Raw genomic sequence first — 22,760 nt, 5'->3', positions numbered from 1 at the left:
TCCTCCTCTTACGCTTTCGCCTTATAAAGTAAATATAAGAAATACGGTACACCGACAATAGAAATAACGATCCCAACAGGTAACTCTACAGGGGTGAAAACTGTTTTTGCAATAAAGTCTGAAGCTATTACAAGGAACATTCCGATTACTCCGCACGTAGGAATGATATGCTTATGCTGAATACCGACAAGCCTTTTTGCTATATGCGGTGCCATTAATCCAATGAAACCAATACTTCCTGAAACTGCAACACATGCACTTACAAGTCCGATACTACTTAATAGTAAAATAGATTTCTCTCTTTCTACTGAAACACCTAAACTTGTAATACTCGTTTCTTCCAATTGAAATAAATCTAATAAATAAGCTTTCTTTTGTATAAGCGGAATTAATATGATAAGCCACGGCAACATAGCAATAATATACTTCCAGTTTGCACTATATATACTTCCTGACACCCAAACTGCAGCCATCTCGAAATCAGTTGACTTCATTTTGAGTGATAAGTACATAGAAAATGCTCCAAATCCTGACCCAATCGCAATCCCTGTTAATAAAAGACGTTGGGAGTCTAGCTTACCGTTTTTCCATGAAAACAGATAAATGATGATAGCTGCACCTAATCCGCCGACTAAACCAAACATTGGCATCATCATAATAGACATCCAGTCTGTGCTCTTTAATTGCCCTTGAAAGAAAAACATAAAAATAACGATTGCTGTGCCGGCCCCAGCATTCACTCCTAAAATACCTGGGTCTGCCAATCCATTTCTCGTAATCCCTTGAATAACAGCACCTGCAACACCTAGGCCTAATCCTACTAGCCCAGCAATTACGATACGAGGAAGACGAAACTCAAAAATAACTAAATCATGGTCTGGTACTGGATCTATTCTAAAGAGTGTTTTAAATACATCTGTAATTGTAATATCAAACGTACCATTCGTTAAACTAATATAAATAGCACATAGTATTAAAAATATAATAATCCCCATCGTCATTCCGAAACGTTGACTTGAACTTTTAAGCATGTCTCTCTCCTCCTCTTGTACGAATTAAATAAAGGAAGAAAGGAATTCCAATTAAGGAGGTAACGACCCCAATAGGTGTTTCAAATGGATAGTTTACAAATCTACTTAAAACATCACATAACGCTAAGAAAACTCCACCAATAACGCCTGCACATGGCAAAATCCACTTATAATCTACCCCAATTATAAAGCGAGTAATGTGCGGAATAATTAAACCTACAAAACCAACTTTTCCTACTAAAGCAACTGCTGTTCCTGTTAAAAAGATAACTGATAAAATTGCCATCGCTTTAACTAATTTTGTACGTTGTCCTAGATTAATAGATACCTCTTCTCCTAAAGAAAGAATTGTAATAGATTTTGATATTAATAAAGCTAAAGCTATCCCAATTATCCCAAAAGGTATCGTGATTTTAATTACAGTAGGGTCCACTTGATCTAACTTTGCATTAAACCAAAAACTAACATTTTGAGAAATTTGGAAATACGAAGCCATCGCAGCAGATACACTACTTAAAAATGTTCCTATAACTGTTCCTATAATCGCTAACCTAACAGGGGATAAACCATTTTGAAGGAGCGAACCAAAACCAAACACGATACCTGCTCCTAGTGCAGAACCAATCATTGAACATAAAACCATACCAATTGATGACATTCCCGGAAGAAAAATCATACAAAGTGTAATAACAAAGGCTGCCCCAGCCGTCACACCCATAATAGAAGGGGATGCAAGATAGTTTCTTGTCATCCCCTGCATAAGTGCTCCTGATATGGCTAGAAATGCTCCAACTAAAAGAGCTGCAACTACCCTTGGTAAACGTGAAGTAATAATAATATTATGATTTACATCGCTTGAATCAAAATGAAATAATGCGTTCCACACTATTTCAGCATCAATACTCTTCGCCCCATACAAAATAGAAAATATAACTGTAAATAAGATGAGTATGGGTGCTATACATAATATAGTCACTGGTACTGCATTTGTTTTCTGCATATCATTCAACGCACCTTACTTATTGTATTATTTAGATACATTTTTCACTGCTTCTTTTAAGAATGCTGTTTTACTCCAAGCAGTACCACCTTGTGCCATTGGGTCTACAACGTTTACAAATACTTTCTTTTCCTTCGCAGCATTCATACTTTGCCAAATTGGATTACTTTCAATTTCTTCTAGCACTTTCGGATTTTTATTTTCAGTTGTCTCATATTGTAAGAAAATATAATCCGGATTAAGTTCAGCAAGTTTTTCAAATGAAATTTTCTCTTGTGCTTTTACAGTTTTCAATTGTTCTGGAGCAGTTAATCCAAGATCTTTATAAATGACAGGGTTGAAGTATACTCCTTCTGGATATAGGAATAATTCGTTTGCTCTTAGTCTAATGACAAGTACTTTTTTGTCTTTTAACTTATCTCCTAGTTTTGCTTTTGCCTTTTCAGCGTCTGAATTGTAATCTTTAATAATTTTTTCTGCTTTATCTTTTTTACCAGTTAATTCTCCCATTAACTTTAAGTTATCTTCCCAATTTGTTGAAACGTGTGATACCGGGAATGTAGGAGCTACTTTCGTAAACTTTTCAGCTGTTTCTGCTGGGAATTTCGTACTTGATGTAATAACGTCTGGCTTTAATTGTAGTAATGTTTCAAAATTTGGTTGCATTTTCTCGCCAACAGATTTCGCACCCTCTAAATCTTTCTCAAGATACTTCGGTAATTTACCACCAACAGTAATGGCACCTACTGGCTTAATACCAAGTACCGCTGCATCTTCCATTGACTCTAAACTAGCTGTCGCAATTTTATCTACTTTTGCTGGTACTGTATATTCTTTACCTAAATATGTAATTTTTCTTTTTTCGTCTTTTTTCGTTTCCGTAGCTTTTGTCTGTTGCTTTTGTTCTCCTGAAGTTTTATCCGTACTATTGCATGCTGCTAGTCCTACACTTAAAACTGTAACCATCCCTAAAGTAAATAACTTCTTGTTCATCTTTATATAACTCCTCTCGAATTCTCAAACTATATTCTCAATAAAATTTAACTATATGAAACTTGTCTCACATATATATTTCATTAGATTAATAATTCTATCCAGAACTCATTCTCGTTCACTTCCCCTAAACTATAATTCTTTTACACCTCATCTATTGATAACACTTTTCATTGATAATGATTATCGTTACTAAGTATATATTTAATATGCAATTATTTCAAGAAAGATTTGAAAAATTTTAACAAACTGAATAAAAAAGAAGTATCCGCCTAATCTTAGGAAGATACTTCTTTTTTTAGAAATTTATATGTAATTCAACTGGGCAATGGTCTGATCCCATCACTTCACTATTAATTTTCGCCTCTGTTATTTTGTCTTTCATTCTTTCCGAAACAACAAAATAATCTAAACGCCATCCAATATTTTTTGCTCTCGCTCCCATACGATACGACCACCACGAATATGCACCTTCCTGATCAGGATACAGATAACGATACGTATCAATAAATCCTTCTTCTAAAATACATGTGAATTTCTCTCGTTCCTCATCAGAGAATCCAGGGTTTTTACGATTACTTTTTGGATTTTTTAAATCGATTTCTTTATGAGCAACGTTTAAATCACCGCAAAAAACAACGGGCTTTTTTTCATCTAATTGCTTAATATAAGCCCTGAAATCATCTTCCCATTTCATTCTGTAATCTAATCGTTCTAATCCTCGTTTTGAGTTTGGTGTATATAACGTTATCATGTAAAAATCTTCGAATTCTAAAGTAATAACTCGTCCTTCTTGATCATGCTCTTCAATTCCTAAACCGTATGTTACAGATAGCGGTTCTTTTTTCGAAAAAATAGCCGTTCCTGAATAACCTTTTTTCACAGCATAATTCCAGTATGTATAATATCCCTCTTGATTCAAATCAATTTGCCCATCTTGTAATTTAATCTCTTGTAAACAAAATATATCAGCATTTGATTCCTTAAGATATTCTAAAAATCCACCTTTTGCGATAACTGCTCGCAAACCATTTACATTCCACGAAATTAACTTCACCTATAGTCCTCCTCTTGATGTTCACTTTCAAATTTCATGCTATCACAAAATAGAAAAACAATCATATTTTCACCTTTGTAATCTTGCTCTTACATTTGTGAATACATACATACGCACTTTATTCAGGTTATACTAATTTCAGAGGTGATGTTCTTTGCACAATGAAGGGATTACGTTAACAAATGAGCATTGGCAAGCAATTATTCATAATGATTCTTCCTATGATAGTAAATTCTTTTATGCTGTGAAATCAACCGGAATCTTTTGCCGACCGTCATGCAAATCAAGAATACCGAATAGAAACAATGTACGAATTTTTCATCATGCAGAGCAAGCATTAAGCGAAAAATTCCGCCCTTGCAAACGTTGTAAACCAAATGGGCTCACTTTACCTAATGAAGAGTGGGTAGAACAAATTAAAGATTATATCAAAAAGCACTTTGACGAATTATTAACTCTCAACATACTTGCTGAAATATGTCATGGTAGCCCATTTCATTTGCAACGCACTTTCAAAAAAGTAACAGGAATAAGTCCAATAGAATATATACAGCAGTTTAGGATTGTTAAAGCGGCAGAACACCTTTTACACACAAATCAATCCATTAAAGAAATTAGTACTGCTGTCGGGATAGAAAACCCAGAGTATTTCGCAACTTTATTTAAAAAGAAAACCGGATTCACTCCTACTGAATATCGAAAAAAGAACGAAATGAAAGAAGGATAAAATAATGAATTCCTCCAAAAATAAATTTATATATTGGACGCTACTTACACATGAAAATTGGCGGTTTCATATTGCTGCAACTGAAAATGGACTATGCTTCATTGGATCACAAGATGAAAAATTTGAAGAACTAAATATATGGGCTAGAAAGAAATTGCCACAACATATATTGGCAGGTAATCCAGATTACCTACAATCATATACGAAAGAAGTTATCGAGTATTTAGAAAGTAAACGAGAAACTTTTACATTCCCTATCGATGCTTACGGAACTGATTTTCAATTATCTGTTTGGAATACGGTACGTGAAATTCCTTATGGGGAGACATATTCTTATTCAGAAATTGCCGAAAGAATGCAAAAACCTACTGCTGTGCGTGCCGTTGCTACTGCTATTGCTGCCAACCCTCTTCTCATTACAATTCCTTGCCATCGTGTTATTGGAAAGAATGGTAAACTAACCGGTTTTAGAGGTGGATTAGAAATGAAGAAAGTGTTGCTTACATTAGAAAAGTCTCCGGTAGAATGCATATGACAGCAAAATATACTAGCACATTAACTTTAGCAGTTCCAACAGAATTTAGTTTCCAAGAAAATTTACGCTATCTATCACGTTCTAACAATGAATGTATGTTCCACATTGAAGATAACAAAATTTATAAAGTTATCCCTGTTCAGGATGTACATCCTTTAGTTGAAATTAGTATGAACTCGGATGATAATATTCAAATACGTTTTTTAGAAGAATCATATACGTCTGAAGAATCGATATGCGAAGCTGTAGCTCACTATGTAAAAGAGTGGTTTGATTTAACTACTGATTTAGCTCCCTTTTATACATTAGCTAAACATGATGTACTCCTTCAAGGACCAATTGAACAATATTATGGGCTTCGTACTTTAGGTATTCCAGACTTATTTGAAGCACTTTCCTGGGGAATTATCGGTCAGCAAATTAATCTCACATATGCTTATACACTAAAAAGAAGATTAGTCGAACACTTTGGAAATTATGTAGAATGGAACGATAGTAAACATTGGATATTCCCTTCTCCTGAAACGATTGCCAATTTACATGTAGAGGATCTCAAAAACTTAAAAATGACGACTAGAAAATGCGAATATGTAATAGGTATTGCAAAGCTTATTACAGAAGGAAAATTATCAAAAGAATCTTTACTGCAAATACAAGATGTGCAACAAGCTGAAAAACAATTAACTGCTATACATGGTATAGGACCGTGGACTGCCAACTATGTTTTAATGCGCTGCTTACGATTTCCTTCCGCTTTTCCCATTGACGATGTTGGCTTGCACAATGCAATTAAATATATAACAGGTTCTGAAAGTAAACCGACTAAACAGGAAATAAAAGATTTTGCGGCAAATTGGACCAACTGGGAGTCTTACGCAACTTTTTATTTGTGGCGAGTATTATACTAAAAAACCAAGTAGCGCATCCGCACTACTTGGTTTTTTTTAAGCTTGTTCTTCGAAGCGTCTTGCGATTTCCACAATAACTTGAACAGCTTTTTCCATCGTATCCACCGAAACATATTCAAATTTACCGTGATAGTTTTCACCACCTGTGAAAATATTCGGCGTTGGTAATCCCATATACGATAATTGTGATCCATCTGTTCCACCACGAATCGGGTGAATGTTTGGTTCGATATTTAAACTTTTCATCGCTTCATATGCAATATCAACAATTTCTCTCACTGGTTCAATTTTTTCAAGCATGTTATAGTATTGATCATTCATTTCTAAAACGACTGCATCTTGTCCATACTTCTCTTGCATTTGCTTCACAATATTTTCAACGTTATGTTTACGCGCCTCAAAATTTTCACGATCAAAATCTCGAATAATATAATACGCTTTACTTTGCTCAACATCACCATTTAATGAAAGTAAATGATAGAATCCTTCATAGCCTTCTGTATATTCTGGTGCCTCTTCTACCGGTAAATAGCTATTAAACTCCATAGCAAGTTTAGTTGCGTTACGCATTTTATTTTTCGCTGTTCCAGGATGTGTATTCGTTCCGTTAAACGTTAACTTAGCACCTGCAGCATTAAAGCTTTCATACTCTAAACCACCTAATGGACCTCCATCCATCGTATAAGCACATGATGCACCAAACGCTTCTACATCAAAATGCGCTGGCCCACGACCAATTTCTTCATCCGGCGTAAATGCTACTCTTATTTTCCCATGTTTAATTTGCGGATTATGTATTAAATAGTTCATTGCAACCATAATTTCAGTCAGGCCAGCTTTATCATCTGCTCCTAGAAGTGTCGTACCATCCGTTGTAATAATCGTATGTCCTTTATATGATGGTAATTCTGGAAACTGTTCTGGCGTTAACACAACATTTAGCTCTTCATTTAACGTAATTGCATTGCCATCAAAATTTTCATGAATTTGTGGTTTTACGTTTTTCCCTGTAAAGTCTGTTGCCGTATCTAAATGTGCTAAAAAGCCGATTACTGGAACATCCTTATCCGTATTAGCAGGAAGTGTTGCCATTACATACCCATTATCATCCATTGTTACTTCTGTTAAGCCAATCTCTTTTAACTCTTCCACTAATAACTTACCAAACTCAATTTGTCCAGATGTTGTTGGTACTGTATGACTTTCTTCATTCGATTGTGTATCAATCTTTACATATCTCGTAAATCTTTCAATAAGTTCTTGTTTCAAACTCATTCACTCCCTTTTATGTTTCTCTCTCTATTATAATCCTTAAAACGAAATATTTTAACTTTTTTGACTGCGAATATATATTTCATTTGTATTTTAGCAATTTTAAATAACAACTAAAAAGTCTTAATATTTGTACATTAAAAATCTTACATGTAATATACATAATTATAAAATATAGGAGGTATTAAAGATGAGGCTAACTCTCTTTCGCTATTTTCTTTTTTTCTTAGGGTTAATTTTTTTTAGCCTTGGAAATGCTCTTGCAGTCAAAGTGAAATTTCTCGGTTTACATCCTTGGGAAGTTTTAAATATGGCTCTCTACCAAAGATTTGGATGGACCATTGGTACGTGGAGTGTCATATGTGGATTATGTCTCGTTCTCATTTCTTTATTAGTAGATCGAAAATATATAAATGTGGGCACATTTTTAAATGCACTACTTATCGGTCCCATTATGGACTTTTTCTTACAATCAAACATTCTTCCAAACGCTAGTGATTATTTATGGATAAACTTACTCATTTTATTTGCTGGGATTGCAATTACAGGTATTGGGGGAGGGATGTATGTTGCGGCTGGGATTGGTGCTGGCCCTCGAGATGGATTCATGCTTACTATTTCCGACAAAACAGGGCTATCTATTAGCCGTGCTAGAATCATAGTAGAATGTGTTGTACTAGTTATTGGATTTATGCTAGGAGGTCCTGTTTTCATCGTAACTTTTCTTTACACCTTTATTCAAAGTCCAATCTTTCAGCAATCATTTAAGATGTTTCAAACCCTCTTACATACTTTACATAACAAAGAGAAAGTTAATGAACATATTTAAACTACAACTTAATACAAAGTATTCACCCTATTTACGATTCTCACCGCAAATAGGGTGTTTCTTTTTTCATCTCACAATTTCAGAATATATACTACTCATTTACAATAAAAGTATATACATCGTCATAAATACAACCATTTACTTTAATTACATACTTCCCTGGTTTACTAAAACGAATTGTGTAATTATTTAACTGAATTGCTTCTTTATCTCCAGAAAGAATATCAATACTTCTACCACTCAATACATAAAATTCACTTTGATTCATCGTTACATCAATCGCATTGAAATTTCCTTCTTTCACCTGCTTTGTTTCCGCAGCGCTTACACTTGGTTCTAAAAACAGTAGTCCACTTAATCCAACCGTACCTGCTAAAGCTACTCCCGCAAACTTTTTAATCTTTTTCATCACATTGTCCTCCTTATAAATTTTGTATAAAGGTGATTTTCCCCTTTACACCACAAAGCCTATATGTAATGAAATGAAAAGTAAACGGGGACCGTAAGACAAAATTCTACATCTTTTTTTCCAATTGAATAGAAATCCAACGTTTGGAGTTTTGTCACATTTTAAATTGTTTCCTTAACCCAACTTCCATTTATATTATTCAGAAATTGAATAATTACTTATTGATTTAAGATTCTAAAAATAGTTGATAAAAATGCTTTCTATAAAAAAAGTATATTTTATAAGTACGAATTAAAACACACTCCATATATTCAGTTTCATTCTCCTATCCATAATTTTTTTACATTCAATAATTGTTCATCATTAAATTCCAGCTTATATATGTCAGGCTTTGATGTATGTATTAGAAATTCAAACCCGTATTGCTTATCAAAATAATTCATCATGAGTGTCATTACAAGCCCATGTGTGCCAATTACAATTTTTTGTCCTTGAAAATCCATTAATATTTCCTTTAACACTTTCACTACCCGTCTCTGACAATCCTTATATGACTCTCCTTCTGTTAGTGCAAAATCCGGATCAGAGAACATCTTCTTTACAAGCGGATATACCTCTTTATCTGATATAACTTGATCCCCACTGGAAAACATACACTCTTTAAGGTTTTCATATATTAATATTTCTTTTTCATAGAAATTGGCTGTTTTTTCTATCGTTAACACAGCCCTCTTATATGGACTTGAAATGAAAGTATCGATTCCCTCTGTTTTTAATATGTCTGTTACTCTATGAGCGTCTAAACTTCCCTTTTCAGTTAAACCACGTGTTCTTTCACTCCCTTCTAATTTTGATGATTCACCGTGCCTAACCATATAAATATATGTATTCATACTTCCTCCTTGAAAATATTCATTCGTTTTTTATAAATTTTGTTGTTTTGTTCGTGTAATCCATTCTCCTACTAAACTCTCGAATAGTTCAGGCTGTTCAATTTGCAAATTATGTCCCGCCATATCAAGCACCGCTAATGTTGCTCTTGGATAATCTTCAATAATTTCTATAATATCTCGATAACCTACCGATATATCTTGTCTTCCTGCTAATAAAAGAACGGGTTTCTCATATTTCTTTCGGTGAAACTCCATAGTAAGAGAATAATTTTTTTGCAATCTTTCAATAAATTCATAATTAGCAACATCTAACCCCGGCTTAATTTCTTCTTTAAATCGCTTATATGTATATTCATTTGCTACCACTGCTAACTCGCTAAATTCTTTTCTTTCGGTAGAAGTTAACGTATTTAAAAACTCCTTATCTTGTACAATTATCTGTTTATCCGGTAAACGTCTTTCTTTTTGCAGTGCAACAACCACAGGACATATTAATAATAATCCATTGACTCTCTCAAACATTTTTGAAAGTATCCCTCTAGCTAAATATCCGCCGAAAGACTCTCCTACTAGTAAAAAATCTTTCTTTGGAATGATTTCTTCAATAAATATAGTTAACACTTCTAATATATGATCTGAACTATTTACCCAATCTGGAGCGTTCGACTTTCCCATTCCAGGTAAATCAATATATATTCGTTGATAACCTTCATATTTTTGAAATACTGATTCCATACATTTCATCATTAACCTATGATCCGGCGCACAGCCATGTATAATAATGACTGGCTTACCCTCTCCAACAATTTCATAGTATATTTCCGCATCTTTAATTCGCCATAACATAAAAAGTCCTCCCTATTTAGTGAAAATACTATCCACTCTGTAAGAATACACGTTCTTATTTTATATCCTTTTGTAACATTTTTACAAATGTTAATTTTCAGATTAAAAATGAAAATCTTACTTAAAATAGCCTATAACAATCAAAAGATCAGCTAGAAAGAGGATTCTCATCATTTTATATGCAATTTTGCATCTCCGCTTGCAAATCACTAAAAAACCTTTACAATTCAAAGGATGACTAAATATACAATTTCTATTTAAAATCTTGATGCAATACATACTATCAAACGCAATGTTTTTTTAATTTTAAGAAGTATTAAACTCTTCAATACTTTCCTTATAAACAAGATTTTTACAAGGAAATCTGATACAATTTTTAAGTAATATTATTATGTATAGATATTACGAATATAGTGCATAATTAAAGAAGGTGATTTTATTGAAATTAAATAAAAATTTACAACTATGTATATTAATCGGAACATTAATATGCTATTCAATCTATTTTATATTTTTTTATCTGTTCCCTACTCATTTTTCAAATTCGGATGTACGCTTCGCTTCACTTATTGTTGAAGCCATTACATTTGTATCACTAATTTATTCTATATATTCTAAAAAAGTCAGTTCAAATCCGTTTTGGATATGTATCACGATAGCAATTGGGAGTTTTTTATTAGGTAAAATAGTATATACATATCAAGATAGTTTCTTCGAAATTCCAATACATCGTTTTACTATTTCTGATGTATTTTACATGTTTTTTCTACTCTTTTGTCTTATCGCTTTCAGTTATAAAATTTTAAAAGAATGCGATAAATGGGAAAAAACGTTCTTTATTTGTGATATATGTATAGTACTTACTTCCATATTCACATTAGAGTGGTATTTATTTAATCAACCAAATTTAAATATATTCTCTCTTTCACTAGGCGATGTTTTCCTTTCATTTCTATATCCAATTGCAGATTTATTGTTTCTTCTACTAGGCGTTAGTCTCTTTTTCCGTCCGACAATTTTTAATTCTAAACGGAAGATTTATATCTTTATTTTTGTATTGATAAGTTCTGCAACTTTTAACTATATTTATTTTTACTTAAATAACCATTTAGCAACTGAAACGATAACATTATTACGTCTTTTATATAGAATACCTATATTATTTATTGCAATAGCTGGATCTATTTCAGCAGATCGTAATAGCCATAAAAATTATTTCATTGTTAACCCTATAATAGGAAAAAAGGCTTTAGTTGTATTTCCCTATCTTGCTGTTGCAATACTAATCGGGTTTACATTAAAAGAACAAACATCATCCTCAACTCTCATTACAGGAAATTGTATTACTTTTATTTTCGTACTCATTCGTCATTCTATTGTACGTATGCAAAACAATTCCCTAACAAAACGTTTACAGGCATTCAATGCACAACTAGAAGAAAAGGTGACTTTACGGACTTCTGATTTAGTTCATAAATCAGAGGCTCTATCTCAAAAACAACAAAAGTTTAAATCGTTATATGAATATCACCCTGATCCTATTTTTACAATTGATTTACATGGCGTATTCTTAAATGTAAATCAAGCCGGAAGTATACTACTTGGAGCACCAACAGATGAGTTACTCGGTGAAACTTGTTTTTCGATTATTTTAGATGAAGACAAACATAAACTAACATCTGCATTAGAAAAGGTGAAACAACAAGAATCGGCATACTTACAACTAAGTTCTAAATATAAAGATGGTTTTACTTATTTTTTATACGTTACCATCGTCCCTATTATAATAGACGGACAAATTTCAGGAAGTTATATTATGGTAAAAGATATTACCGCACTAAAAAAGCAACAAGAAGAAATAAAGTATTTAGCATTCCATGATACGGTAACGAAAATTGGGAACCGTGCCTTTTTCCATAAGAAATTAAAAAGAGTTATAAAAAATGCTAAAACAACAGACAGTGAGTTCGCATTATTATACTTAGATTTAGATCGCTTTAAAGCAATTAACGATACACTTGGACATTCGGCAGGAGATCACATATTAGAAGAAGTAGCGAAGCGATTCCAATCATGTCTTCCATCACATACTCATCTGTCAAGAATCGGTGGCGATGAATTTACAATCTTAATTGAAAACTATACTGACGAAGATTCCTTATTCGATTTATGCAACCAGTTATTTGAATGCATGGAAAAACCGTTTGTCATACATGAGCATACATTAACTTTATCACTTAGTATCGGCATCGCTATTTATCCACATTCCGGAATCGATACCGCTACACTTTTGAAAAACGCTAATGTTGCAATGTATGATGCAAAGGCAAAAGAGCTTAACTCTGTCTCTATTTATGACGATGTAATCGCTAAAAAAATTGAAAGACGATTACGATTAGAAAAAGATTTACCAAACGCAATACAAAATGAAGAATTGTTCCTTTTGTATCAACCTCAAGTTGATAGTGAATCTAATAAAATTATCGGTGCAGAAGCTCTAATCAGGTGGAATCATCCTGAATTAGGCGTTATTTCTCCATATGAATTTATTCCGATTGCTGAAGAAACACTACAAATTATTCCAATAGGAAAATGGACATTGCAGCAGGCTTGTGAGCAAATGAAACGTTGGCACACACTCGGATATTCTCATTTAAAAATTGGTGTAAACTTATCTGCTAAAGAATTTGAACAAGAAGATTTTGTAAAGTCTATTTCTTCTACATTAGCAACTACAGGCTTACCGGCAAGTTCTCTCGACCTTGAATTAACAGAGCGCATTGCAATGATGGATGAGCGAGAAACATTGATAAAGCTCCGCACACTAAAGGGTTTAGGAGTTCACATTTCAATCGACGACTTTGGTACAGGTTATTCTTCACTAGCGTATTTACCTTTATATCCAATAGATACGTTAAAAATCCCAAGAGAATTTATTACAATGTCTGAAACGTGTGAAGATGGAATGGAAATTATTAAAACGATTATCACATTAGCACATACATTAGAAATGTCTGTCATTGCAGAAGGTGTAGAAACGAAAGAACATGTGAATTTCCTTCAAAAAAATAAATGTCAGTTTATTCAAGGTTACTATTATAGTAAACCTATCCATACTCATGCATTTACTGAGCTATTAGAAATCGGTATTCACCTATAGTATATTGCTAATATGGATAAGTAATAATGAATTTGAACAACTATAGTAAAAAGGAAAGAAGATATCTTCTTTCCTTTTGTTTTTTTATTTAAATTTCTATTCCTTCACCACTTCATTTATTATATCTATTAATTGATGAATCCCCTCATCATTTGTTTTCTTATATCCATTCATGTTTTGAATATATCTCTCCTTATTTGTATACAACTTATTTACTGCATGTATGAATACATTCGTACTTATTCTGTCCTGGATTATAACTTCCGCATATCCTTGCCGAGAAAAATATTCAGCATTTAAAACTTGATCTCCCCTACTAGAACTGTTAGTTAACGGGATAAGCAACATCGGTTTCTTCAAAAATAGCAATTCAGAAATAGCAGTAGAACCTGCTCTAGAAACTACAACACTCGCCATATTTAGTATATGCGGCAACTCGTCCCCTATATACTCAAATTGCATATAACCTTCCATACCAATAGATGAATCCACCTTCCCTTTACCGCACATATGAACAATATTAAAATTTAATAGTAATTTTTCCAAACTTCCCCTTACCATATCATTTATCCATTGAGCACCTTGACTCCCACCCATAATTAACAATACTGGTTTATCTTGCTGAAATTTACAATAGCTTCTTCCCCGCAATACATTGCCCCTCTCAATTTCTTCCCTTACAATTGGTCCTACATAAACCTTCTTCTCATTACTTACATTTTCTCCTGTCTGAGGAAATGTTGTGCATAGTTTTGTAGTAAAAGGTAATGCTATTTTATTTGCTAATCCTAACGTACTATCTGGTTCACGTATTATTACAGGTACTTTATTCATCCACGCTCCTATTACTACAGGAACGGACACAAATCCTCCTGCCGAAAAAACAACATCTGGTTTTATTCGTTTCATCAATTTATAACTTTGTATGCAACCTTTTATTATTTTAAAAGGATCTTTAAAGTTCTCCCAATCCCAATATCTCCTAAGCTTCCCCGTTGAAATACTATTGTATTTCACATTTTGAACTAATAGTTTTTCAATTCCATTTTGAGATCCAATATACTCAATTCCCCATCCTTTTTCCATAAATTTAGGAATCAATACCATATTAATCATTACGTGTCCGGCTGTACCGCCCCCAGTAAAGAGAATCTTTTTATTCATAATTTATATCCACCTTTATCATTAAAAATCTTGTTTTATACTAATCTATTAAATGTAAGTAAACTTACTATTATTTATATAAACATTTAGCTCAAACCCTATATCTTGCAAAAAATCTTTAATAAGATCATAAAAATCATTTCCATACTCACTACATTCATACTGAGCAAAGACTTGAATTACAGGCCTAGTTCCTGTACCTATTACTGGATTTTTCCTATCACCCTTTTTACCTTCCACATAGGCTTGACATTTATTTATCGCCTCATAGATACACAAAACATGCTCTTCCTCATCTTTCCAGTCCAGCGTATCAACAATTAAAAGAAATAGCGTATTTTGATTATCCATTGTTTTATAGCCATTCATATATTTCTTACACCCTTTTCATTTTTCATTGAATGCAGATTTCACTACACTTCGCATACTCGAGTACATCTTTTAATGATTGATGGAATTGAATTTCTGGGACCCAACCTAACCTTTTTATATCCTCTATTACTAAACTCTCATTTGATTCGCTTCCACTATGCTCTGCTTCTTTTATGGAAAAACTCAGCTGTGTTAATTCTTTGTATTGTTCTATTACATCTAATAAAGACCGTTTTATCCCTGATCCAATATTATATTGTTTTCCATTTATTCCATCGCGCAATAACACATGATACGCTTTAACCGCATCACGTACATCTAGAAAATCCCTACTATCTTTCAAACTGTTTACTTCAATAATTGCTTCACTTTTATTCGACTCTATAGTTATCATTTTTTTTGCAAGAATAGAACAAATACCATTCGATACTCCTGGACCAATTAAATTCGAGGGCTTTGCAATGATAATATTTGAATTCATTAATTCACTCCACGCCTCTGCAATAATGACTTGCATCGTTTTACTTAAACTATATGGATTTGAAATTTTTATATTGCTCATACTATCTGCTTGCAAAGCAGATCCTATAACCAATGTTCTACAGTGAGGTACTTCTTGCTTAATTGCTTCTAATAAATATAACGTCCCTATTACATTAACCTCTACATATTCAAGAGCAGCTGTCCAAGACTCTATGACCGAATTCTTTCCTGCTAAATGCAATACATAATCTGGCTTTATTTGTTTCATTACCTTCATTACTTCGCTCTTATTAGTTAAATTACAAGTAATACCATTCCCAATTATTTCTCTATGTGCACGATTTTGAAACATAGGAATTACATGAAAGCCCTGCTCTAAAAAATATTGGCAAGCATGGCGTCCTGTGAAACCATTTGCACCAGTTATTAAAAGACTCGCATTTTTTTTCATCGTAAAAACCCTCCTTTTAATAACATTTGTTTCACCTCGTGTTTTGTAAGTAAGTCTTGTTGAGAACTAAAACTCTTCACATCCACAAGCGGATAGCTAGCATAATATTCTTGCAGTCCTTCTATAGGAATAGTCGGTAGTACCACAAAATAATTTTGATCAAAACTTATACTTGTTTTACTCTCTACCTCAGATAAAAGCATTTCACTTAATTTTTCACCCGGTCTTATCCCTACTTCTTTTACCTTCACGTTTTCCTTTTTCGAATCTTCAATTAACACTTCTGCTAAATCTGTTATTTTACATGCCGGCATTTTCATAACAAAGATTTCCCCACCTCTACCTTGATATACGGCTTTAAATAACAATCCAACAGCATCTTCAATCGTTAAGAAAAATCTAGTCATATTTGCATCGGTAATCCCTACTTGTAAAGATTTTTTAATTTGTTTTTTAAAGAGTGGTACCACACTTCCGCTCGTCCCCAAAACATTTCCACCACGAACACAAATGAATTTTGTTTTCTTCGTTTGCATATTCGCATGCACCATTAACTTCTCACCAATTGCTTTTGTCATCCCATACGTATTTGATGGATCGGCTGCTTTATCCGTTGAAACATATATAACTTTCTCAACTTGCATCTGTATAGATGCTTCAATTACATTTTGTGTACCATGTATATTTGTTTTTATAGCTTCATAAGGATAATACTCACATACTGGAACATGTTTTAAAGCTGCAAGATGGAATACATAATGGACACCTTGGCATGCATAGACTAGTTGATCTTTATCACGAATATCTCCAATAATAAATTTTAATCTATCATCATTTATAAACTGTTGCTGCATTTCAAACTGAACCGTTTCATTTCTTGAAAAAACTCTAATTTCTTTCGGTGATTTTTCTAATAATTGTTTTATAAGTTCCTGTCCCCACGAACCTGTACCACCAGTAATTAAAATTATTTTATTTAGCATTTCTTTTCCTCCTACCACACATTTCAATTAAAATTGTATTTATAAAATTTATTGAATTATTTTCAATTGATTTAAATCATAATTGTCGTTTGTTACATTTAATTGACAAAATAAAAAAACAGAAACTATTAAAAATAGTTTCTGTTTTTTATTTCACCTCACAACAGTAAGATTTTTTATACTTTTTGCATGATAACTAAACCCTTATAAAAAACACCGCTCATTTATTTCTTATACTCGTAATAAAATAAATAGAACGATTCATAGCCAATAATCATGTTTAAATTTATGAAAAATGGAGGTAACGGAATGTACCGAAGCAATTCAAATCATACATATAACGGACCTTCCAAAGCACTGCCTCTCTCCCTATTTGATGTAAAAAATGAATTAAAACAAAAAAGCAAACTCATACATTCTGGCTCGATGTATAAATTAACGAAAGAAGAGCAACTCATCATCAACAACATAAAAATACAAACTGAACAGCTAAATAAAAATAATGTGACAAGAACACGAGCATACTACCAATTTTACACTCAATATCCAGAAATACATTGGGCACTACTTGGGCATATGGTATCACGTAACGGCGGTTGGAATATGACTGATTTAAAGGGCGATTTATATACGAAAATTTTATCAGAGAAAGATCAAATCACATTTTTTTCTTTTTTAGAAAGAGGGAATTGGCTTATTTTCCAAGATGTATATCCTCAATTTCTGCTTTATGAACAAAGTGTGAAAAGAGCACAAAAGCTATTTCACCTTCTCCCTCACCTAAATGTTTCTACATTTATGGAAACGATGTGGAACGATTTTTGGAAAACAGGTAACAAAAAAACATTAGCCATTGCAACTATTATTAATGAGCAACACTACTTAGAAAAAAGAGTGATTCAAAATATACAATTTAAAAAGACTGTACTTAATAGTATTGGATTTAAACTCTTTGATTTCTTTCAATTTAATCATATTCTTTTCCCATTCTACGAAAATGATAAGAAACTCAAAGTATTACTATTTGGTGATACAATGAAACATTTCACTTCCTTACACGAACGAATCTTAATTGGAAAAAGGTTGTATTCATTATTATTTCGAGACACACATGTTTTATCTCAAATAATAAGCTGGGCCCAGCACCATCCGCATACAGGATCAAGGAAAGATTACTGGCCTCATTTATTTTCAAGTGTCAATGAATCTTTTTCCCGTGAGTTTTATAAGCGTCGAATAAAGAAATGCCAGTTGCGTAGTGGCGCTTATCGTATATACAGTCCTGCACTCATCTATGCATGGCGAGATATGAAGCATGAAGAAGTTGACAATGAAGATTGGTTTACGGACTGGCAAGTTGTAAATTACTTAGTAGATAAGGAGGAAAATATAAATGGACAAATTACAGAAGACTACTGTAAAACACTCGAAAAAATTGAGTTGGCAATTCTTGCAAAGAAAAACGTCCTCCTTCGAGAAGAAGAATGATTTTCTAGCATTAGCAGTTACAATCTTACTCTCTTCTATTATCGGAACTTGCTTAGATGCTTTCTTTGTTGCGAACCAAATCTATTCCTTTCCCGTTAGACCATTCTCATCCATATTTTCAGTTAACATTGGCTTTACTTTGTTTGTACTACCGATTTTAACAGCTGTTTTTATACAAATTTCCAAAACATTATCTACAATTTCTAGAATTCTACTTATTATTTCAATAGGTATTTTTGCCAGCATTTTTGAACAAGTTGCTGAAAGATTCGGTTTCTTTATTCATAGCTTGGATTGGAATCATACATATTCTTTATTTGGCTATATGATTTTCTTTTCTTTTATTTGGAAAGTATATCATTTCATACAAAAATGAAGAGACCATAATCGATCTCTTCTTAAGCATAATCTTCAGTTATTGCTAATGATATAGGGTTTTGAAGACTTTTTGAACGTAAACGATAGGCAACGATTTTCTTCTTATATTGCTTGATTACATCCACATGTTCCTCATGGCTATATAGAGAAAAACGAATCTCTTTATTCCCTTTCTTCGTGTTAATAACGATTGGTGTTCCTTCCCCGTGCGGCGGGAAATAATGTTTATCTAAAAATAAAGCTTCATTAAATTCATGAATAACTTGTCGTTTCATTTCTCCCTCTATATTCTTTCCATCTATCGATATAGAGGTATTCTCTTCCTCAAGTTTTTGATGCAATTCAAATCTACTAATAATTGATTCTACAACAGAAGTTGGCATACTAGAAACTAGCACTTTAACAGCGCCAAAAATAAATAAAGTAACTATAAACCATGTTGTCATTTTCTCATCTCCATTACATTTTAAAATATAAATTTCGTTCCATACGGTATGAATATACTAATGAGTATTCCAGTTACAATCATCGTTACCGAACCGATTGTCGCTTCTTTTTCGCCTTCCTTCACGAGACGGCTCACACCGATAATATGTGATGCGCAGCCCATCCCCACTCCTTTTCCAATCGTACTTGTTATTCGGAAAAACTTAAGTACTGTTGGTCCGATAATAGCACCTGTTATCCCTGCAACAACTACAAAACTAGAAGTCATAGATGGAATACCGCCAATTTGATCCGCTAATGAAATAGCAATAGGCATCGTCGCTAATTGCGGCAGTGTTGTTAATATGAGTTCCTTATCTATATTTAACATCCCGCCAATCACTACATTCATACTCGTTAAAACCACTATACCTACCGCTACACCGATAAGTATCGACAAAAAGTTTTTCATAAGTATGTTTCGCTCTTTAAATAAAGGTATCGCTAACGCTACAATTGCAGGACTTAATAAGCCGGAAAGAATATCTCCCCCATTTTCCCTATATTCATGATGAGAAATATCAAAAATTAAAAATAAGCAAATCATACTCGCTGTAACTGTTAACACCGGTAACGTAAATGGAAACGGAATTTTTTTATATAACTTTGTCGCCAATACATACATTACTACAGTAATAATAATTAAGACCATTTGCATCGTGCACCTTGTCGATTTTATTTTTTTGATGTTACTAATAATTGACTTATATATCCTGAAACAATTAAAGTTACTACCGTACTTGCAACTACTAACAGGAATATAATACTCCCCTTACCGAAAAGAAAAGACCCGAATTCCATCAGCCCTGTTGTCGAAGGAATTAGAAATAACGGTAAAAATACGAGTAGAAAGGAGCAGAAACAGCATTAACATCCCAATTAAACTTCCTGGCATTGATAAATGGAATACTTCCTGAATCCACGTACCAACTAAGCTAAATACATATAGCACGCCTACTTGCAGTAAAAGCGCCACGTACTTCATTTCTTTCCCTCATTTCAATATTACGCATCACTATTATGAGATCTCATTTAACGTTTCCGCAAACCTCGTAATTCCCAGTTGAATTTGTTCGACATCTACTCTCCCAAAAGTAAAACGAATATATTCATTTTTAGTACCTAAAACACTTCCCGGGACAAACGCTACACCATTTCGTATAGATTCGCCTAATAAATGATATTCATCAAATGTTCCTTGCACTTTGCACCATAAATGTATTCCACCCTCTGGAACAAAAAATTCAACCTGGTCCCCTAATATTTCTTCAAGCTTTCTAATTAACACATCTCTTCTGTCTTTCAATTGCTCACGAAGCATTGTAATATGTGCATGAAAATCTTCTGATTCTAAAAATTGATTTGCCACCCACTGCGTAAATACACTATGGCCAAAATCAACTTGCTGTTTTGCATCCGCTAAACGTTCTATTACACGCGTAGGGCCAATTACCCAGCCAATACGTAATCCTGATGCAACAATTTTTGATAATGAACTTATATAAAGAACATTCCCGTTTTGATCCATTGACTTTAATGTAGGATTCACTTCTCCATTAAATGAAGTTAAACTATACGGATCATCTTCTACAATCGGTATACCAAATTCAGAAGACAGCTCTAAAACCTTTTTACGCCTTGCTAATGACAACACAGTTCCCGTTGGATTTTGATAATCTGGATTCAAAAATACCATGCGAATACGATGCTTTTTATGCAAATCAATTAAGTCATCTGGATTCATTCCATGCTGATCAACAGGTAGATGGAATATTTTTAAGCCAGCAGATTTAAACATCGGCAATGAAAAACAATACGACGGATCTTCAATTGCAATCGCGTCTCCTGGTTTTAATAAGCATTGCACGATAAGGTTAAGTGCCTGTTGTGCGCCAGATGTAATAAGGATAGAATTCGAATCTGCTTCAATTTGTTTATATTGCTGAACATGTGCTGCAATTGTTTTTCTCAACATTTCATTTCCAAGCGGATGGTCATAACCGAGGTTTTCCATAAATGTTTTCTCCGACAAAATCGTTCGGAATCTATCGCTCGGAATCAATTCTGGTGACAATTCACCACTCGCTAAATTAATTAAGTCGTCTTTTTGTGTTTCCGTTCTAATTTGTTGAACGAGTGGTACGTTAGGTAAGAACGATCCATCCTCCACGTACCTACCCCAGTTCGGTATTCGTTTATGTGAGACACCCCATATATCTGTATTGACCCTTGTTCCGCTTCCCTTTTGCCGTTCTACTACTCCAAGTGATTTTAATTCTTCATACGCAGCTACTATTGTACTCCGGTTCACCTGTAATTCTTTCGCTAACGTACGCTCAGAAGGTAACTTGCTGTCAGAAGGAAACTCACCTGAAGAAATACCCCTTTCCATATAATCCGCTATTTGTTTATATACAGGCGTCTTATCTGCACGATTTGGTTTCCATTCCACCTTGTTGCCCCCTCTCAAAACGAACTATCCTTGATTCCCTAATAACAGTATTAACTTTAATAATAGTATTAATTAATTACATGATTTAAAAATCTTTCTACCGTCATATTAAAGCTAGTCGGCTGTTCTAAATAAGGTAAGTGTCCACTATTTTTAAACTCAATAAAAGTTGTATTTTTCAAACGTCTTTCAAACTCTCTTACATATTTCTCGGGAACGAAATCATCATTTTCCCCTCTTATAATTAAAGTAGGACATGAAATATTTGAAAGACACGGTCTTTGATCATAATCTACTAATTCAGCAAATAATCTTTGAATATGCACCGAATTAATAGACTGTAAAGATTGATAAAATCCCCTAACAATTACTTCATTATCTGCTACTCCCATCGCCTTCAATAATGTATCCACCCATGTTTTTCCATTATCGTGTAAGCTAAGTAAATCATATACTTCAATTCGTTCTTTTCGATCTTCAGGCTCCAAATAGGGAAATGCATTTACAACAATTAAACTAGAAACAAAGCCTGGATATTGAATAGCAAAATCGATACCGACTCTAGCTCCTTTTGAAAGACCACACATAACTACTTTTTGTAACTTTAAATAACTGCATAACTCATACAATACATTTGCATATTCTTTAAAAAGAATTTCCAGCCCTTCCGATTTCCCATGCCCCGGTAAATCAAGAGAAATCACCGTCCAATTCTCTTTGAAATATTGCCTTTGATATAGCCAATTGTTTGCGTTCCCACCAAGACCGTGTAATAACAATATAACAGGGCCCGATCCTTCTATATTGTAAGAAATTTTCCGATTCTTATATTCAAAATACATA

Annotated in this window: 23 protein-coding genes and 1 pseudogene; 7 read left to right on the top strand and 17 right to left on the bottom strand. The window is 33.4% G+C overall.

Annotation, left to right across the window (positions count from 1 at the left end):
* Positions 1-8: 8 nt before the first annotated feature.
* The 4 genes from JDS99_RS06910 to JDS99_RS06895 all read right to left on the bottom strand — a co-directional run bounded on the left by JDS99_RS06910 (position 9) and on the right by JDS99_RS06895 (position 4,081).
* Positions 9-1,031, bottom strand: coding sequence for a FecCD family ABC transporter permease (locus JDS99_RS06910; protein ID WP_088609494.1), 1,023 nt, complete (start codon positions 1,029-1,031; stop codon positions 9-11).
* Positions 1,024-2,031 carry a FecCD family ABC transporter permease gene (locus JDS99_RS06905; RefSeq protein ID WP_199694805.1) on the bottom strand — a complete coding sequence of 336 codons (1,008 nt, stop codon included), beginning with the start codon at positions 2,029-2,031 and terminating at the stop codon, positions 1,024-1,026. Before JDS99_RS06905 ends, JDS99_RS06910 begins: the two co-directional genes overlap by 8 nt.
* Before the next feature lie 27 nt (positions 2,032-2,058).
* The gene (locus JDS99_RS06900) at positions 2,059-3,024 is read right to left on the bottom strand and encodes an iron-hydroxamate ABC transporter substrate-binding protein (protein WP_199694804.1); all 966 of its coding nucleotides are present in this window, start codon (positions 3,022-3,024) and stop codon (positions 2,059-2,061) included.
* A 298-nt stretch (positions 3,025-3,322) separates the two neighbouring features.
* Positions 3,323-4,081, bottom strand: a complete 759-nt coding sequence (locus tag JDS99_RS06895) for an exodeoxyribonuclease III (RefSeq protein ID WP_199694803.1) — start codon at positions 4,079-4,081, stop codon at positions 3,323-3,325.
* A 154-nt stretch (positions 4,082-4,235) separates the two neighbouring features.
* Between JDS99_RS06895 and JDS99_RS06890 the strand changes: the two genes are divergently transcribed.
* From JDS99_RS06890 to JDS99_RS06880, 3 genes are read left to right on the top strand one after another with little or no spacing between them, the layout of a single operon-like run.
* A complete protein-coding gene (locus tag JDS99_RS06890; RefSeq protein WP_060487504.1) occupies positions 4,236-4,808 on the top strand; it encodes a bifunctional transcriptional activator/DNA repair enzyme AdaA in 573 nt (190 codons plus the stop codon).
* Positions 4,809-4,812: 4 nt separating this feature from the next.
* Positions 4,813-5,343, top strand: a complete 531-nt coding sequence (locus JDS99_RS06885; protein WP_199694802.1) for a methylated-DNA--[protein]-cysteine S-methyltransferase — start codon at positions 4,813-4,815, stop codon at positions 5,341-5,343.
* Positions 5,340-6,251, top strand: a complete 912-nt coding sequence (locus tag JDS99_RS06880; protein WP_087985002.1) for a DNA-3-methyladenine glycosylase family protein — start codon at positions 5,340-5,342, stop codon at positions 6,249-6,251. Before JDS99_RS06885 ends, JDS99_RS06880 begins: the two co-directional genes overlap by 4 nt.
* A 36-nt stretch (positions 6,252-6,287) precedes the next feature.
* Here JDS99_RS06880 and pepT read toward each other — a convergent pair whose 3' ends face one another.
* On the bottom strand, positions 6,288-7,520 hold the full coding sequence (gene pepT, locus JDS99_RS06875) for a peptidase T (RefSeq protein WP_088064254.1): 1,233 nt from the start codon (positions 7,518-7,520) through the stop codon (positions 6,288-6,290).
* A gap of 193 nt (positions 7,521-7,713) precedes the next feature.
* Here pepT and JDS99_RS06870 point away from each other — a divergent pair, with 193 nt between their 5' ends.
* Positions 7,714-8,352 carry a YczE/YyaS/YitT family protein gene (locus tag JDS99_RS06870; RefSeq protein WP_199694801.1) on the top strand — a complete coding sequence of 213 codons (639 nt, stop codon included), beginning with the start codon at positions 7,714-7,716 and terminating at the stop codon, positions 8,350-8,352.
* Between the two features lie 91 nt (positions 8,353-8,443).
* On the opposite strand, the gene JDS99_RS06865 is transcribed toward JDS99_RS06870, so the two are convergent.
* The 3 genes from JDS99_RS06865 to JDS99_RS06855 form a co-directional block, all read right to left on the bottom strand.
* Positions 8,444-8,761 carry a hypothetical protein gene (locus tag JDS99_RS06865; protein ID WP_060487508.1) on the bottom strand — a complete coding sequence of 106 codons (318 nt, stop codon included), beginning with the start codon at positions 8,759-8,761 and terminating at the stop codon, positions 8,444-8,446.
* A 317-nt stretch (positions 8,762-9,078) separates the two neighbouring features.
* Positions 9,079-9,654: a histidine phosphatase family protein gene (locus JDS99_RS06860; protein ID WP_088064256.1), complete on the bottom strand. Its 576-nt coding sequence runs from the start codon at positions 9,652-9,654 to the stop codon at positions 9,079-9,081.
* A 30-nt stretch (positions 9,655-9,684) separates the two neighbouring features.
* A complete protein-coding gene (locus tag JDS99_RS06855) occupies positions 9,685-10,500 on the bottom strand; it encodes an alpha/beta fold hydrolase (protein WP_098190040.1) in 816 nt (271 codons plus the stop codon).
* A gap of 439 nt (positions 10,501-10,939) precedes the next feature.
* Here JDS99_RS06855 and JDS99_RS06850 point away from each other — a divergent pair, with 439 nt between their 5' ends.
* A complete protein-coding gene (locus JDS99_RS06850) occupies positions 10,940-13,660 on the top strand; it encodes a sensor domain-containing phosphodiesterase (protein WP_137014260.1) in 2,721 nt (906 codons plus the stop codon).
* Between the two features lie 96 nt (positions 13,661-13,756).
* Here the strand turns inward: JDS99_RS06850 and JDS99_RS06845 are convergent, their stop codons facing one another.
* The 4 genes from JDS99_RS06845 to JDS99_RS06830 are packed head-to-tail and all read right to left on the bottom strand — an operon-like array spanning position 13,757 to position 17,113.
* Positions 13,757-14,824 (bottom strand): undecaprenyldiphospho-muramoylpentapeptide beta-N-acetylglucosaminyltransferase, encoded by a 1,068-nt coding sequence (locus JDS99_RS06845; protein WP_087985008.1) that lies wholly within the window; start codon positions 14,822-14,824, stop codon positions 13,757-13,759.
* 48 nt (positions 14,825-14,872) lie between these two features.
* Positions 14,873-15,193, bottom strand: coding sequence for a DUF6572 domain-containing protein (locus JDS99_RS06840; RefSeq protein ID WP_060487512.1), 321 nt, complete (start codon positions 15,191-15,193; stop codon positions 14,873-14,875).
* Positions 15,194-15,218: 25 nt separating this feature from the next.
* Positions 15,219-16,130 (bottom strand): SDR family oxidoreductase, encoded by a 912-nt coding sequence (locus JDS99_RS06835; protein WP_060487513.1) that lies wholly within the window; start codon positions 16,128-16,130, stop codon positions 15,219-15,221.
* Positions 16,127-17,113: a UDP-N-acetylglucosamine 4,6-dehydratase family protein gene (locus JDS99_RS06830; RefSeq protein WP_088064259.1), complete on the bottom strand. Its 987-nt coding sequence runs from the start codon at positions 17,111-17,113 to the stop codon at positions 16,127-16,129. The genes JDS99_RS06835 and JDS99_RS06830 overlap by 4 nt, the downstream gene beginning before the upstream one ends.
* 309 nt (positions 17,114-17,422) lie before the next feature.
* On the opposite strand from JDS99_RS06830, the gene JDS99_RS06825 reads away from it, so the two are divergent.
* Positions 17,423-18,601, top strand: coding sequence for a DUF2515 domain-containing protein (locus JDS99_RS06825; protein ID WP_199694800.1), 1,179 nt, complete (start codon positions 17,423-17,425; stop codon positions 18,599-18,601).
* A complete protein-coding gene (locus tag JDS99_RS06820; protein ID WP_137035405.1) occupies positions 18,564-18,977 on the top strand; it encodes a CBO0543 family protein in 414 nt (137 codons plus the stop codon). Before JDS99_RS06825 ends, JDS99_RS06820 begins: the two co-directional genes overlap by 38 nt.
* 22 nt (positions 18,978-18,999) lie before the next feature.
* Here JDS99_RS06820 and JDS99_RS06815 read toward each other — a convergent pair whose 3' ends face one another.
* The 5 genes and pseudogenes from JDS99_RS06815 to JDS99_RS06795 form a co-directional block, all read right to left on the bottom strand.
* Positions 19,000-19,425, bottom strand: coding sequence for a YfmQ family protein (locus tag JDS99_RS06815; RefSeq protein WP_199694799.1), 426 nt, complete (start codon positions 19,423-19,425; stop codon positions 19,000-19,002).
* 20 nt (positions 19,426-19,445) lie between these two features.
* Positions 19,446-20,117: an LrgB family protein gene (locus JDS99_RS06810; protein WP_060487517.1), complete on the bottom strand. Its 672-nt coding sequence runs from the start codon at positions 20,115-20,117 to the stop codon at positions 19,446-19,448.
* Positions 20,118-20,140: 23 nt separating this feature from the next.
* A pseudogene (locus tag JDS99_RS32670) lies at positions 20,141-20,339 on the bottom strand (CidA/LrgA family protein).
* 144 nt (positions 20,340-20,483) lie between these two features.
* Positions 20,484-21,917 carry a MocR-like pyridoxine biosynthesis transcription factor PdxR gene (gene pdxR, locus JDS99_RS06800; RefSeq protein ID WP_048545917.1) on the bottom strand — a complete coding sequence of 478 codons (1,434 nt, stop codon included), beginning with the start codon at positions 21,915-21,917 and terminating at the stop codon, positions 20,484-20,486.
* Between the two features lie 68 nt (positions 21,918-21,985).
* The gene (locus tag JDS99_RS06795) at positions 21,986-22,759 is read right to left on the bottom strand and encodes an alpha/beta fold hydrolase (RefSeq protein ID WP_199694798.1); all 774 of its coding nucleotides are present in this window, start codon (positions 22,757-22,759) and stop codon (positions 21,986-21,988) included.
* Between the last annotated feature and the right edge of the window lies 1 nt (position 22,760).

This window comes from Bacillus cereus group sp. N6, assembly GCF_016483705.1.
Taxonomy (GTDB): Bacteria; Bacillota; Bacilli; order Bacillales; family Bacillaceae_G; genus Bacillus_A; species Bacillus_A wiedmannii.
This window is presented reverse-complemented; position numbering and strand designations above follow the sequence as displayed.

Excerpts from the sequence above, each read along its gene's own strand:
- JDS99_RS06910 (WP_088609494.1), bottom strand. The coding sequence starts at position 1,031 with ATGCTTAAAAGTTCAAGTCAACGTTTCGGAATGACGATGGGGATTATT.
- JDS99_RS06905 (WP_199694805.1), bottom strand. The coding sequence starts at position 2,031 with ATGCAGAAAACAAATGCAGTACCAGTGACTATATTATGTATAGCACCC.
- JDS99_RS06900 (WP_199694804.1), bottom strand. The coding sequence starts at position 3,024 with ATGAACAAGAAGTTATTTACTTTAGGGATGGTTACAGTTTTAAGTGTA.
- JDS99_RS06885 (WP_199694802.1), top strand. The coding sequence starts at position 4,813 with ATGAATTCCTCCAAAAATAAATTTATATATTGGACGCTACTTACACAT.
- JDS99_RS06880 (WP_087985002.1), top strand. The coding sequence starts at position 5,340 with ATGACAGCAAAATATACTAGCACATTAACTTTAGCAGTTCCAACAGAA.
- JDS99_RS06870 (WP_199694801.1), top strand. The coding sequence starts at position 7,714 with ATGAGGCTAACTCTCTTTCGCTATTTTCTTTTTTTCTTAGGGTTAATT.
- JDS99_RS06865 (WP_060487508.1), bottom strand. The coding sequence starts at position 8,761 with ATGAAAAAGATTAAAAAGTTTGCGGGAGTAGCTTTAGCAGGTACGGTT.
- JDS99_RS06860 (WP_088064256.1), bottom strand. The coding sequence starts at position 9,654 with ATGAATACATATATTTATATGGTTAGGCACGGTGAATCATCAAAATTA.
- JDS99_RS06855 (WP_098190040.1), bottom strand. The coding sequence starts at position 10,500 with ATGTTATGGCGAATTAAAGATGCGGAAATATACTATGAAATTGTTGGA.
- JDS99_RS06845 (WP_087985008.1), bottom strand. The coding sequence starts at position 14,824 with ATGAATAAAAAGATTCTCTTTACTGGGGGCGGTACAGCCGGACACGTA.
- JDS99_RS06840 (WP_060487512.1), bottom strand. The coding sequence starts at position 15,193 with ATGAATGGCTATAAAACAATGGATAATCAAAATACGCTATTTCTTTTA.
- JDS99_RS06835 (WP_060487513.1), bottom strand. The coding sequence starts at position 16,130 with ATGAAAAAAAATGCGAGTCTTTTAATAACTGGTGCAAATGGTTTCACA.
- JDS99_RS06830 (WP_088064259.1), bottom strand. The coding sequence starts at position 17,113 with ATGCTAAATAAAATAATTTTAATTACTGGTGGTACAGGTTCGTGGGGA.
- JDS99_RS06825 (WP_199694800.1), top strand. The coding sequence starts at position 17,423 with ATGTACCGAAGCAATTCAAATCATACATATAACGGACCTTCCAAAGCA.
- JDS99_RS06815 (WP_199694799.1), bottom strand. The coding sequence starts at position 19,425 with ATGACAACATGGTTTATAGTTACTTTATTTATTTTTGGCGCTGTTAAA.
- JDS99_RS06810 (WP_060487517.1), bottom strand. The coding sequence starts at position 20,117 with ATGGTCTTAATTATTATTACTGTAGTAATGTATGTATTGGCGACAAAG.
- JDS99_RS06795 (WP_199694798.1), bottom strand. The coding sequence starts at position 22,759 with ATGTATTTTGAATATAAGAATCGGAAAATTTCTTACAATATAGAAGGA.